We start from the raw sequence: 13,066 nt of genomic DNA, 5'->3' as shown, positions 1-13,066 counted from the left end.
GGCACGCTGGAATGGCTGCCCGGCAAGGCCACGGCGCTGGACGAGGCGAGCTACCCCGACGCGCTCTGGGGCCAGTTGCCGCATCTCTATCCCTTCATCGTCAACGACCCCGGCGAAGGCACGCAGGCCAAGCGCCGCACCGGCGCGGTGATCATCGACCACCTGGTGCCGCCGCTGACCCGCGCCGAAACCTATGGTCCGTTGAAAGACCTCGAAGCGCTGCTCGACGAATACTATGCCGCCTCTGGCATGGACCGCCGCCGGCTGACCGATCTGCGTCGGCGCATCCTCGATTTCACCCGCGACGCCCGCCTCGACCGCGATATCGGCCTGCCGGAGGATGAAACCGAAGCGCTGATCAAGATTGACAACTTCCTCTGCGATTTGAAGGAAGCCCAGATCCGCGACGGGTTGCATGTCTTCGGCCAGTCTCCGCGGGGCGACCTGGAGCGCGATCTCATCGTCGCGCTGGCTCGTGTGCCACGCGGCGAGGGGGCCGGTGAGGCTTCGCTCATCCGCGCTTTGGCAGATGATCTCAAGCTTGGTTTCGATCCCTTGACCGCAAAGCTGGGCGACGCTTGGTCCGGTCCGTCAATTTCCCAGTCATCCACCGTTCATAGCGCAGGCGAAATTGTGGCGCGCAGCGTCGGTGACGTCGTCGAACGGCTCGAAGCGATTGCCGCCGATCTGGTGGACGGCAAACTGGTTCCCGACCCCGATTGGACCGCCACCAGCGCCGTCCTTGCCACCATCGACACCCTCATCCGCCGCCGCCTCGCCGCCTCAGGTCCGGCCGAAATGCAGGCTTTGCTCGACGGTCTCGATGGCAAGTTCATTCGCCCCGGCCCCTCCGGCGCCCCCTCGCGCGGGCGGCTCGACGTGCTCCCCACCGGCCGCAATTTCTATTCTGTGGACTCCCGCGCCGTCCCCACGCCAACGGCATGGGAACTGGGCCAGAAATCCGCCGAAAGCCTGGTTCTCCGCCACTTGCAGGACCACGGCCACCACCTCCGTTCGGTGGCTTTGTCGGTCTGGGGCACTGCCAATATGCGCACCGGCGGCGACGATATCGCCCAGGCACTGGCGCTGATCGGCGCGCGCCCCACCTGGGATCCCGGCTCGCTCCGCGTTTCCGGCTACGAGATCATTCCGCTGCCCAAGCTCGGCCGCCCCCGCGTCGACGTCACCCTGCGCATTTCCGGTTTCTTCCGCGATGCCTTCCCCGCCCAGATCGCCCTGTTCGACCGCGCCATCCGCGCCATCGGGGCACTGGACGAACCGACCGATGACAATCCCATCGCTGCCCGCATGCGCACCGACGCGCTGGGCCTGATGGCCGAGGGGCAGTCTGAAAGCGATGCCGCGCTGTCTGCCGGCCACCGGATTTTTGGTTCCAAGCCAGGCACTTACGGCGCCGGCCTCAACGCGCTGATGGATTCCGGCGCCTGGGCCAGCAAGGCCGACCTCGGCCGACGGGCGCTTGATTGGGGCCAATATGCCTATGGCGCCCAAGCGACCGGCACGCCCGAGCGCGACCGCTTCGCTGCCCGGCTCAGCGACATCGACGCGGTCATCCATAACCAGGATAATCGCGAACACGACCTGCTCGACAGCGACAATTACTACCAGTTTGAAGGTGGCCTATCGGCCGCCGCCGAGACGCTGACCGGGCACAAGCCCGCGGCCTACCACAACGACCATTCCCGCCCGGAACGCCCGCTGATCCGCACGCTGGAGGAGGAAATCTCCCACGTCATGCGCTCCCGCGTGGTCAATCCAAAATGGCTCGCCGGCATGCAGCGACACGGCTATCGCGGTGCCTTCGAGATCATCGCCACGGTCGATTTCATGTTCGCCTTTGCCGCCGCCACCGGTGCGGTCAAGACGCATCATTTCGACCTGGCCTTCGAAGCCTATGTCGAGGACGAGGCCATCCGCGATTTCATCCGCACTACCAATCGCTACGGCTATGACGAGCTGATCGCCAAGTTCAACGACGCCCGCCAGCGCGGGCTGTGGACGCCACGCTCCAATTCCGCTTTTGCCTATCTGGAGGAATCCAAATGACCGACAAGCCCGTCAAGAAAACCGACCTGATGACCGAGGCGGAGCGCGATGCCTACCACGCCGAAAAGATGAAGAAGAAGAGGGAAGCAAGGAACAAGATCCTTGCGACCAAGACGCAGGAAAAGGGTCTGCTGATTGTCCATACCGGCAAGGGCAAGGGCAAGTCGACCGCCGCTTTCGGCATGGTGTTCCGGGCGCTGGGCCACGGCTTCAAGGTTGGTGTGGTGCAGTTCGTCAAGGGCGTCTGGGAAACCGGAGAGCGCGATGTGCTACTGAAATTCCCCGATCTGGTCACCATCAATGCGATGGGCGAGGGTTTCACCTGGGACGTCGCCGACCGCCAGCGCGACCTCGCCGCGGCCCGCAAAGCCTGGGACCGGGCCAAGGCGCTGATCGCCGATCCCGCGTACAAGCTGGTGCTGCTCGACGAGCTCAATATCGTGCTGCGCTATGACTATCTGCCTGTCGAGGAAGTTGTGGAATTCCTGCGCAACAAACCGGCCGATACCCATGTCATCGTCACCGGTCGCAACGCCAAGGACGAACTGATCGAGATCGCCGACCTCGTCACCGAAATGACTGAAATCAAGCACCATTTTCGCGCCGGGGTGAAAGCGCAGAAGGGTATCGAGTTTTAGCAGTTGCCGCGCAGCGAACCCACCAGTCGGTCGATCACGGGATCCATCTCCGCGCGGTCGGCGACTGAATATTCGGCGCGGAACGCCGCATAGCTTGACCCATCGCAGAGCAGTACCATCCGCTGGTAGAGAATGCGGGAGACCTTGAGCCCGGAGAAGCTGGCCCAGCGCGGCGTGGTCGCCTTGTAGGTGATGTTCCAGCCATCGCCCTGGGCAAAATCCATGGCCCCAGCTACTTCGCCCTCGAACGCCCCCATGAGGTTGCCGCCCCAGGCGATCAGGTCGATGGGTTTGCCATTGACCGAAAAGTGCTGGCCGTCGCCATTGTCGCTTTCGCCATCGCCAGAAAACCCTGGCGGAATATCGATGCCATAGCCGAAACGGGCATTGTCGTAGCGCTCCCAGCCCTGCGCGAGGGCGGGGCCAGTCAGCAAAACGAGCATGATGAGAATGAAACGCATGCGACCAGTCTGCGGCCAACACCGCTGCGCCGCAAGACTGAACTCGGCCACGAGCCCCGAGGCCATACCCCCCGCCCGTGGCCGAGACGAATGGGCGCGGTTAGGTGCCGCGGAACATGACGCCCGCAGTCAGCACGACGAATGCCAACGTCATGATCCAGAACGAGTAGACGCCGATGATCGCAATCGACGGCGCGAGATAACCGATGAGTGCAGCGATGGCGAGCACGACCGCGATGATGAAGACCAGTTGGGTGGGTGCGTTCAGTTTCATAGTGTCCTCCTCCAGGTAGGAAAGGTGACCCTATGCTAGTTCGCAGGGTTTGCAGGCGTCGCCAACAGGTTATGCACCGCCCCGCTACACCACCACGATGCCGGCATGCTTGGCCTTGTTCTCGGGCTCGACATGGATGGTGATCTGCACATTCTTGACCGCGTCGCGCAGCTTGGCCTCGATCTGGTCGCAGATCGTGTGCGCGGCCTCCACGCTCATCGTGCCCGGCACTACCAGGTGAAAATCGATGAAGGTCATCCGGCCCGCCTGCCGCGCGCGGATGTCGTGCGCCTCGATGGCGCCATCAGCGTTGGTGGCGATGACCTCGCGGATGGTCTTCTGCGTATCGGGCGGCACGGCCACATCCATCAGGCCACCGACGCTGTGGCGGATGACGCCCCAGCCCGACCACAGGATATTGAGCGCCACCAGCGCGGCCAGAATGGGGTCGAGTACCGCCCAGCCGGTCGCATAGACCAATGCCAGGCCGGCCAGCACGCCGACCGTCGAAACCACATCGGTCATCAGGTGCCGGCCATCGGCCTGCAGCGCGGGCGAAAGCACGGCTCGACCGTGGCGGATGAGTACAAAGGCCCAGACCACATTGATGAGGGTGGCAACGCCGCTGACCGCCAGCCCCTGCATCGGCGCATCCGGCAGGCTGGGCGCCAGGAACCCCAGCACGGCCTCGCGCACGATCAGGATGGCGGCGACGATGATCATCACCCCCACGATGACGGCCGAGAAATATTCCGCCTTGTGGTAGCCATAGGGCAGGGCGGCATCGGCCGGCCGCTGCGCCAGCCTCACCGCGATCAGCGCGACCACGGCCGTCACCACGTTGACGATCGATTCCAGCGCGTCCGAATAGAGCGCGATCGAGCCCGTGATGTGCCAGGCCAGGAACTTGAGGCCGAGCACGATGACCCCGACGAGCAGGCTCGCCGCGGCAATGGCCAGCGTTCTGTTGTTCGCGGTGATGCTCACCCGGCGCCCCATCGGAAGTGGTCACACGGCCATAGTCCTCCGGAGTGGGGAGGGCAAGTCCTTGAATTTGCAAATCATTTTCAGAAGCATTCCGATCTGGGCAGCATCCCGCGCAAGCCATTGATTGACCACGCGCTTCTCCCCGCCTAGAACCAGAACTGCGCAGAGTTCCCGTGAAGGAACTGAAACAGAATCCGGTGCGGTCGACCCAAATCGGGGACCAACCCCGGAGCTGCAACGGTCTTGAGCGAACCTGCCTCTTGGTTTTGAGAGGCGATGATGACGACGGTTCAGGCCGGGCCGCTGCCCGGAACAACACTTCCCCTTGATGCACGGCTGGTTGCCGGCGTCGGCTGCGGCAGCGCGGCGGATGCGGCCGAGCTCATCGCCTTGGTGGAGCGGTGCCTGGCCGCGCTTGGTGCATTGCCCGCCACGCTGGTCTGCCTTGCCAGCCACACCCGCAAGGCAGGCCATCCGGCCCTTCTCGCCGCTGCGCATCATTTCGACGTGCCGTTGTGTCTGCTCGACGATTCAGAGTTATCGCCCGATATCCGCACGCCTTCGCCGAGAGTGCTGGCGGCCATTGGCCGGCCGGCCATCGCCGAGGCCGTCGCGGCAGCGGCCGGCCCCTTGATGCTCGCCAAGCGCAAATCGGCCCACGCCACCTGCGCCCTGGCGCTATGCGATGTCGATTTCGATCCGCTGGCCTTCGCTCAAGCGTCCAGTGCCAGCGCCTCGATCGCCCCCTCGACGCTGTCGACTTCGTGCGCCGGACCATAGGCAGGGCGCGCGATCATGAAGACCTTGACCCCCAGCCGCCGCGCTGCCTCCAGTTTGGCGTCGGTCTGCCCGCCACCTGAGTTTTTGGTGACCAGATGAGTGATGCCCTCGCGCTCCATCAGCGCCATTTCATCGATCAGATTGTAGGGCGGCCGCGTCTGCAGCAGGCTGGCGTGGCGCGGCAGTTCCATGGCCGGAGCCTCGATGGTCCGCACCACGAAGTGGCAGTCATCGCGTTCAAGGAAGTGCTCGAGCCCGGTATGGCCGGTGGTCAACAGCACGTCGGCATTGTGCGGCAGGGCGTCCGCTGCTTCCGCGGCGGTCTCGACCGCCACCCAGTCATCCCCGATCTGCTGCTCCCATGCTGGGCGCATATAGCGCACCAGCTTGACGTCGGCCGCTTGCGCCGCCGCCACGGCATTGATGGAAATTTGCCCCGCATAGGGATGCGTCGCGTCCACCAGGCGTTCGATTCCCGCGGCCCGCAGATAAGCCGCCAGCCCTGGAATGCCGCCAAACTTGCCCATGCGCAGCCCTCCCGCGGGCAGGATGGGATCCTGCGTGCGCCCGGCCAGCGAAGTGATGACATCGTGGCCCATGCCCACCAGTCTGTTGGCCAGCTGGCGAGCTTCGGCGGTGCCGCCAAGGATCAGAATCTTCATTGGGCCTGCAGGTCTCCTTGGCGTCACTGTGCCCATTCCCGGCCGCCGTCTCAAGGGTGGTCACGCTGATGTTCGACTGGATCAGACGGCCATTCCGTTCCGGCCACTTCGCCGCGCTCGACCACGCGGATTTTCCGCGTATGGAGCCGGGCGCGGTCTGGCTCGTGGGCGCCGGGCCCGGCGGGCCGGGACTGGTGTCGCTGCTGGCCTATCACGCGCTGGGCCAGGCCGACGTGATCGTGCATGATGCACTGGTTTCGTCCGACCTGCTGGCCATGGCGCCCAGACGCACCCAGAAACTGTTTGCCGGCAAGCGCGGCGGCAAGCCTTCGCCAAAACAGGCCGACATCTCCCTGCAACTGATCGAGCTCGCCAGGGCCGGCAAGCGGGTATTGCGGCTCAAGGGCGGCGATCCTTTCATGTTCGGTCGCGGCGGTGAGGAGGCCGGCGCGTTGGCGCGGGCCGGCGTGCCCTTCCGCATCGTGCCCGGCATTTCGGCTGGACTTGGAGGTCTCGCCTATGCCGGCGTACCGGTGACCCATCGCGATACCAACCAGGCGGTGATTTTCCTCACCGGCCACGACGAGACCGGCGCGGTGCCTGGCGGTGTCGACTGGCCCGCGGTCGCCAAGGCCGCGCCGGTCATCGTCATGTTCATGGCGGTCAAGCATCTTGGCTCGATCTCGCAAAAACTTCTCGCCGCCGGCCGCGATGGCGCGGACCGTGTTGCCATCGTCTCCCATGCCGCGACTCCGCAGCAATCGGTGATCGAAACCACCCTCGCCCAAGCGCCGGGGCTGACCGATGTGCCCACGCCGGCCATTGTCGTTCTCGGCCCGGTCAGCGCCTATCGCGAAACGCTCGACTGGTATGTCGGGGAAGCGCGGAGGCATATCTTTGGCTAAGGGCATCGTTATTGCCGCGCCGCGCTCCGGCTCGGGCAAGACGGTCATCACGCTCGGCCTGCTGGCGGCTTTACGCCGGCGCGGTGTCGTCGTGGCCCCAGCCAAGACCGGGCCGGACTATATCGATCCGGCTTTCCTCAGTCGCGCCGCGCTGCGCGAAGCGGTCAATCTCGATCCCTGGTCAATGTCCCCGGCACGGCTGAAATCCCTCGCGTCCATGCAGGCGGTCGGCGCCGACCTGCTGCTGGTCGAGGGCGTCATGGGCCTGTTCGATGGCGCCGCGGATGGCTCCGGTTCCACCGGCGATCTGGCCGAACTGCTGGACCTGCCGGTGGTGCTGGTGGTGGATGCCGAACGGCAGAGCCAGTCGGTGGCGCCGCTGGTGGCAGGTTTCGCCAATTGGCGCGCGGGTGTCCGGGTTGCCGGGACCATCCTCAATCGTGTTGCGTCCATGAAGCACGAGCGCATGCTGGTCGATGCTCTGGCCGCCACCAGCATACCCTGCCTCGGCGCCATTCCGCGCGACGCCAATCTCATTCTGCCCGAACGTCATCTCGGCCTCGTCCTGCCCGATGAAGTCGCGGCCTTCGAGGCTTTCGTCGATACCGCAGCCGAGGCGATTGGCGACTATGTCGATCTGGATCGCCTGCGCGCTCTCGCTTCGCCTCTGACGGAGGGCGATGTTCCCCCAGCGCCTTTGCCACCCCTCGGCCAGCGCATGGCCATTGCCCGCGACGATGCCTTTGCGTTTCTCTATGCGCATCTGCTCGACGGCTGGCGGGCCATGGGCGCTGAGCTGAGCTTCTTCTCCCCGCTCGCCAATGAGGCGCCCGCCGCCGACAGCGACGCCGTGTTCCTGCCTGGGGGATATCCCGAGCTGCATGGCGCCACCCTTGCCGCTGCCAACCATTTCAAGGCCGGCCTCATCGCCGCCCGCGACCGGCATGCGCTGATCTATGGCGAGTGCGGGGGTTTCATGGTGCTAGGCGAGGCGCTGGTGGATAAGGCGGGGCAGACCCATGCCATGTCGGGCCTCTTGCCTGTCACCACCCGCATCGATCGGCCCAAGCGCATTCTTGGTTATCGCCGGCTGGTGCAATCGGGCGATCTGCCTTGGCCGGGGCGGCTGCGGGGCCATGAATTCCACTATTCCTCGGCCAGACAGTCCCGCTTGCCGCCGCTGTTTGCCGCCACCGATGCCCGTGGCGAGGCCATGCCGCCGATGGGCGCCGTGATCGGCCGCGTCATGGGCTCTTACGCCCATGTGGTGGATGCGGCATAAGTCGACCATGGCTAAGTCACTGATGTTCATGGGTACCGGGTCCGATGTCGGCAAGTCATTGCTGGTTGCCGGGCTGTGTCGCGCGTTGAGCAATCGCGGGTTGCGGGTCGCGCCGTTCAAGCCGCAGAACATGAGCAACAATGCTGCTGTCACTGCCGATGGCGGCGAGATCGGGCGGGCGCAGGCGCTGCAGGCCAGGGCCGCCCGCCGCAATTCCGTCACCGCTATGAACCCTGTATTACTCAAACCTGAACAGGAAACCGGCTCGCAGGTGGTGGTGCGCGGACAGCGCCGCGCCTCCATGTCGCCGCGCAGCTATTGGGCAGAGCGCGGCAAGCTGCTGCCGGATGTTCTTGCAGCATACTGCGAACTTGCTGCCGATTCGGATGTGGTGCTCGTCGAGGGTGCCGGCAGCGCCTCCGAGGTCAACCTGCGCGCCAATGACCTGGCCAATTTCGGCTTCGCCCAGGCCGCCGGCGTGCCGGTCGTGCTGGTCGGCGATATCCATCGCGGTGGGGTCATCGCCTCGGTGGTCGGCACCTTCGCCGTGATCGACCCCGCCGACGCCCGACTTATCCGCGCGACGCTGATCAACAAGTTTCAGGGCGATCCGACGCTGTTCGAAGCCGGCATCAGCTTCCTGCGCGAACGGACCGGCGTGCCCTGCTTTGGCCCGGTGCCCTGGTTTGCCGACGCGGCAAAACTGCCGGCAGAGGATTCGATGGGCCTCAGCGCTTTGCCCAAAAATGCTGACGGTGTCCTGACCATTGCCGTCACGCAACTGCCGCGCATTGCCAATTTCGACGACCTCGACCCGCTGCGGGCGGAGCCTGGGGTGAACGTGGTGATGGTGCAGCCCGGCGACGTCATTCCCCGGGACGCCGACTGGATCATCCTGCCCGGCTCAAAGGCCACGCGGTCCGATCTGGATGCCTTGCGCGCCAATGGCTGGGACAGGGATATCCTGGCCCATCATCGTGCCGGGGGCAGGGTGCTCGGCATCTGCGGTGGCTACCAGATGCTGGGTCGCACCATTGCCGACCCGGACGGGATCGAAGGCGCTCCGGGCACCAGCGCCGGACTTGGCCTGCTCGATGTCGAGACCGTGCTGACGCCGGTCAAGCAATTGCGGGTGGAACAGGCGATCCATGTCGCGTCCGAAACGCCGATCAGCGGCTACCACATGCATATGGGCCTGACCGAGGGCCCCGACCGCGCCCGGCCCTTTGCCCGCGTCGGCGGGATCGACGAGGGCGCCGTGAGCGCCGATGGCCGGGTCATGGGCACATACCTGCATGGGCTCTTCGCGGCCGACCGTTTCCGCCGCTCCGTCCTCGGTGATGTGGCCAGTCCTGATCTTGCCTATGAGGCGAGCATCGAGCAGACCCTTGACGCCCTGGCCGCCCACCTCGAAAAGCATCTCGATATCGACGCGCTGCTGGCGCTGGCCGAGGAAGTGCGGAAATGATTGCCATGCAAAACCCCTCACCCGTCTCGGCCTGCGGCCGATCCACCCTCTCCCGCAGGGGGAGAGGGGTGGCTCCACTCTTTGGTCATGCACCGAGCCCCCTTCTCCCCTTGCGGGAGAAGGTGCCCGCAGGGCGGATGAGGGGTTAGGCGATGAACGCTTTCCTTCCGCCCCTCGCGCTCCTGCTCGAACGCTGGTTCGGTTATCCGCAGCGGCTGGTCGAACTCATCGGCCATCCCGTCATCTGGATGGGGCGCTTCATCGTCTTCATGGAACAGGGTGTCGACAAGCGGCAGCGCACGCCGCGCCAGCGCCGCGATGCCGGGATCTTCACACTGGCGGTGTTGTTGCTGGTGACCCTGGCCATCACTGTCCTCATTCAACAGGTGCTGCGGTCCATGCCGCTGGGCTGGGTGCTCGAAATCATGCTGGCCACGCCTTTCCTGGCGCAGAAGGAACTGGGCCGCGCCGTCGAGGCGGTGGCCATCGCGCTGCGCAGCTCGCTCGACGCGGGCCGCGAAGCCGTCAGCCACATTGTCGGCCGCGATCCGCAGGCGCTCGACGAGGCGGGGGTCGCCCGTGCCGCTATCGAAACGCTCGCCGAAAGCACGTCGGACGGGGTCGTTGCGCCATGGTTCTGGCTGGTGCTGCTCGGTCTGCCCGGCATTGCCCTCTACAAGGCCATCAATACCGCCGATTCGATGATCGGCCATATGAACGAGCGCTATCGTGACTATGGCTGGGCCGCCGCCCGGCTCGACGACCTGGCAAACTGGATCCCGGCCCGCCTGACCGCGGTGCTGATCACGGTCGCCTGTTTTTTCACCCCGCATGCCAGCCCGGGCAAGGCCTGGGCCGTGGCCCGGCGCGATGCGCGCAAGCATGCCTCGCCCAATTCCGGCTGGCCGGAAGCGGGTTTTGCCGGCGCCCTTGGCTTCAAGCTGGGCGGTCCGCGCAGCTATGATGGTGAGATCGTCGATCTGCCCAGTTTCGGGGATGGCAAGTCGGCTTTGGTGGGCAGCGATATCCTGCGGGCGCTGGTGCTGTACCGGTCGACACTCAATGTGCTGCTGGGGGTGAGTGTGGTGGTGGCGCTGCTGGTTTGGGTGGCCTGACCCCCACCTAACCTCCCCCTGAAGGGGGAGGGATAGATCGGGCGTGGAGCGCGCGATCTATGACAATCACCAGCCGGATTCCTCCCCCTTCAGGGGGAGGTTAGGTGGGGGTGTTGGGAGCCCCGATATCCGGGCCAAACGCCCGCCCACCCTTGATCCCTCCCCGCAAGGGGGAGGGTGTCGACTGCACCATTGCGAACCACTCAGGCAATAGCTCGGTCCTCAGGGGAGAGGTGGAGCTAAGCCACGTGTATGCGGCTCTCGGCCTGTGCCGGTGCTTCGCCCTTGAGCGTCATCGGCAGGCCGGCGACGACGAAATAGACATCGTCGCAGATTTCGGCGAGCCGCTGATGCGCCGCGCCGGTCAGGTCGCGAAAGGTCCGGGCCATGGCGTTGTCCGGCACGATGCCGAGGCCGACCTCGTTGCTGACCAGAATGACCTTGGCCGCATCGATCTGCATCAGGGTGGCCCCCAGTTCGCTCACCGCCTTGGCCACGTCCCCGTTCGCCACCAATAGATTGGTGATCCACAGCGTCAGGCAATCGACCAGAATGACGTCGTGTTTTGCGGCCGCCTTGAGCAATGCCTCAGACAGCGCCAGCGGCTCTTCGATCGTGGCAAAATGCACGGCTCGGGTGGCCTTGTGGCTGGCTACCCGGTCGCGCATTTCCGCGTCGAGCGCCTCGGCCGTTGCGAGGTAAGCGGGAGTGGCGCCGCTGCGGATCGCCAACTGCTCGGCAAAGGCCGTCTTGCCCGAACGGGCGCCTCCCAGAACCAGCACATGTCGTGTCATTGTCATTGCCTCCATAGCCGGCCGCCGCCGCGCTCAATGGTACAAAAGGTGCAAAGGCGCAACCGGTTGCGTCAGGCCCGCGTACAGGCCATGTGCGCCATGCCGCAGAAGGGCGCTTTTTGTGCCTTATCCTACTTTCGTCTTAGCATCTTTCGCATTATGGTCCGCGCCGAAACGACACCCTAGAATCCCTCCAGACTAATGGAGAATCCCCGCGTGCCCAGGTACTATCTTGGCGTTGATGGCGGCGGCACCAATTGCCGCGTGCGCCTGGCCGACGAGAATCTCGTGACGCTCGCCGAAGTCAAGAACGGCCGCTCCAATCTGCAGATCGATGCCGGCGAGCCGGCCTACAAGGCGATCAGCGACGGCACGCGCGATGTGTTCAAGGCCGCGGGCCTCGACTATTCCGAAACCGCCAATACCTATGCCTGCTTCGGCATGGCTGGCGGCCGCATGGACACTGCCCGCGCCGAGTTCGCCGCGCGCCCATGGCCCTTTGCCGGGGTAAAGGTCTATGACGACATCGATATCGCCCATGCGGGCGCCCTTGGGGGCGGCGAAGGCGGCGTGATCATCGTTGGCACTGGCTCGGCTGCCATGTCCATCGTCGATGGTAAGCGCCACCAGGCGGGCGGCTGGGGCTTCCAGATCGGCGACCAGATGTCCGGCGCCATTCTTGGCCGCGAACTCGTCCGCCGCTCCGTCGAAGCCGCGGACGGCCTTATCCCCGGATCGCCGCTCACCGAGGCGGTGATTGCGAAGCTCGGCGGCAGCATCGATGCCGTGATGGATTGGTCGTTCCCGCAGGATCCGCGCGGTCCCGCGCCCGCCGGCAACGGCGCGCCCTCGACGCTGCTCGGCCGCGCCCCGGCTGAATTTGGCGCCCTGATCCCGATGTTCTTCGATTACTATGAGCAGGACGATCCTGTGGCCAAGGATCTGATGGAGCTCGAGATGAGCTACATCGACACCTATGTCCGCTGGTTCAAGGCGCGCGGCGTCACGCGCATGGCCGCCGTCGGCGGCTTCGGTACCCGTCTCTATCCGCTGATGATCGAGCGCCACGGCGATTTCATCGTCCGCCCCGTCGACGAGCCGCTGCACGGCGCCGTCATCCTTGCCAAGCAGAACTTCGCCTGAGTTGCCATGAATTATATCGATAGGAGCCTGAAGAGCGTGTCCAGCCGTATCATCCCGGTCCAGCCCTTCGATTACGTGGTGTTCGGCGCCACCGGCGACCTCACCAAGCGCAAGCTGATCCCGGCGCTCTACCATCGCTTCAAGGATGGGCAGTTCGACGATCACAGCCGCATCATCGGGGTGTCGCGCACCAAGCTCACCGATGCCGAGTTCCAGAAGCTCGCGCGTGACTCGATCGAAGCCTTCGTCGAGAAGGACTACCAGGACAAGAAGACCATCGACCGCTTCATCGGTTGCTTCTCTTACGTCGCCAACGATGTCACCGACGAAGCCCACTGGGGCGATCTGAGTAAGAACCTGCGCGACGACCCCAAGGTGGTCCGGGCCTTCTACCTCGCCATCGCGCCCGACCTGTTCGGGCCGACCTGCGAGTACATCCTCAAGAAGGGCTACTATCGTCGCGACGCCCGCGTGGTGATCGAGAAGCCCC

The 13,066-nt window shown here is 65.1% G+C and carries 13 protein-coding genes and 1 pseudogene; 9 read left to right on the top strand and 5 right to left on the bottom strand.

Annotated elements, in window-relative coordinates; genetic code table 11:
- Both cobN and cobO read left to right on the top strand, forming a co-directional pair.
- Positions 1-2,067, top strand: a 2,067-nt coding sequence (cobN, locus tag V6M52_RS09820) for a cobaltochelatase subunit CobN (RefSeq protein WP_332700885.1), incomplete at its 5' end; no start/stop codon positions are given.
- Positions 2,064-2,705 carry a cob(I)yrinic acid a,c-diamide adenosyltransferase gene (cobO, locus tag V6M52_RS09815; RefSeq protein WP_332700884.1) on the top strand — a complete coding sequence of 214 codons (642 nt, stop codon included), beginning with the start codon at positions 2,064-2,066 and terminating at the stop codon, positions 2,703-2,705. The genes cobN and cobO, both read left to right, overlap by 4 nt.
- Here the strand turns inward: cobO and V6M52_RS09810 are convergent.
- The 3 genes from V6M52_RS09810 to V6M52_RS09800 all read right to left on the bottom strand — a co-directional run bounded on the left by V6M52_RS09810 (position 2,702) and on the right by V6M52_RS09800 (position 4,439).
- Positions 2,702-3,166: a hypothetical protein gene (locus tag V6M52_RS09810; protein WP_332700883.1), complete on the bottom strand. Its 465-nt coding sequence runs from the start codon at positions 3,164-3,166 to the stop codon at positions 2,702-2,704. The genes cobO and V6M52_RS09810 overlap by 4 nt on opposite strands.
- Positions 3,167-3,266: 100 nt before the next feature.
- Positions 3,267-3,440: a hypothetical protein gene (locus tag V6M52_RS09805; protein WP_332690697.1), complete on the bottom strand. Its 174-nt coding sequence runs from the start codon at positions 3,438-3,440 to the stop codon at positions 3,267-3,269.
- 84 nt (positions 3,441-3,524) lie between these two features.
- On the bottom strand, positions 3,525-4,439 hold the full coding sequence (locus V6M52_RS09800) for a cation diffusion facilitator family transporter (RefSeq protein ID WP_442881843.1): 915 nt from the start codon (positions 4,437-4,439) through the stop codon (positions 3,525-3,527).
- Between the two features lie 264 nt (positions 4,440-4,703).
- Here V6M52_RS09800 and V6M52_RS09795 point away from each other — a divergent pair, with 264 nt between their 5' ends.
- On the top strand, positions 4,704-5,207 hold the full coding sequence (locus V6M52_RS09795) for a cobalamin biosynthesis protein (protein ID WP_332700882.1): 504 nt from the start codon (positions 4,704-4,706) through the stop codon (positions 5,205-5,207).
- Here the strand turns inward: V6M52_RS09795 and V6M52_RS09790 are convergent.
- Positions 5,141-5,869 (bottom strand): cobalt-precorrin-6A reductase, encoded by a 729-nt coding sequence (locus V6M52_RS09790; RefSeq protein ID WP_332690706.1) that lies wholly within the window; start codon positions 5,867-5,869, stop codon positions 5,141-5,143. The two genes, V6M52_RS09795 and V6M52_RS09790, sit on opposite strands and share 67 nt — an antisense overlap.
- Positions 5,870-5,937: 68 nt before the next feature.
- Here V6M52_RS09790 and cobA point away from each other — a divergent pair, with 68 nt between their 5' ends.
- The 4 genes from cobA (at position 5,938) to cbiB (ending at position 10,639) form a co-directional block, all read left to right on the top strand.
- Positions 5,938-6,774 (top strand): uroporphyrinogen-III C-methyltransferase, encoded by an 837-nt coding sequence (cobA, locus tag V6M52_RS09785; protein ID WP_442881842.1) that lies wholly within the window; start codon positions 5,938-5,940, stop codon positions 6,772-6,774.
- On the top strand, positions 6,740-8,056 hold the full coding sequence (locus V6M52_RS09780) for a cobyrinate a,c-diamide synthase (protein ID WP_332700881.1): 1,317 nt from the start codon (positions 6,740-6,742) through the stop codon (positions 8,054-8,056). The genes cobA and V6M52_RS09780 overlap by 35 nt, the downstream gene beginning before the upstream one ends.
- A 7-nt stretch (positions 8,057-8,063) precedes the next feature.
- Positions 8,064-9,524 (top strand): cobyric acid synthase, encoded by a 1,461-nt coding sequence (locus V6M52_RS09775; protein WP_332700880.1) that lies wholly within the window; start codon positions 8,064-8,066, stop codon positions 9,522-9,524.
- 152 nt (positions 9,525-9,676) lie between these two features.
- A complete protein-coding gene (gene cbiB, locus V6M52_RS09770) occupies positions 9,677-10,639 on the top strand; it encodes an adenosylcobinamide-phosphate synthase CbiB (RefSeq protein WP_332700879.1) in 963 nt (320 codons plus the stop codon).
- Between the two features lie 239 nt (positions 10,640-10,878).
- Here the strand turns inward: cbiB and cobU are convergent, their stop codons facing one another.
- Positions 10,879-11,433 (bottom strand): bifunctional adenosylcobinamide kinase/adenosylcobinamide-phosphate guanylyltransferase, encoded by a 555-nt coding sequence (gene cobU, locus V6M52_RS09765; RefSeq protein ID WP_332700878.1) that lies wholly within the window; start codon positions 11,431-11,433, stop codon positions 10,879-10,881.
- Between the two features lie 216 nt (positions 11,434-11,649).
- Here cobU and V6M52_RS09760 point away from each other — a divergent pair, with 216 nt between their 5' ends.
- Both V6M52_RS09760 and V6M52_RS09755 read left to right on the top strand, forming a co-directional pair.
- Positions 11,650-12,576: a BadF/BadG/BcrA/BcrD ATPase family protein gene (locus V6M52_RS09760; RefSeq protein ID WP_332700877.1), complete on the top strand. Its 927-nt coding sequence runs from the start codon at positions 11,650-11,652 to the stop codon at positions 12,574-12,576.
- Between the two features lie 36 nt (positions 12,577-12,612).
- Positions 12,613-13,066: pseudogene (locus V6M52_RS09755) on the top strand (glucose-6-phosphate dehydrogenase); the annotation flags it as partial.

The sequence above is a fragment of the Devosia sp. genome (assembly GCF_036676215.1).
GTDB lineage: Bacteria > Pseudomonadota > Alphaproteobacteria > Rhizobiales > Devosiaceae > Devosia.
This window is presented reverse-complemented; position numbering and strand designations above follow the sequence as displayed.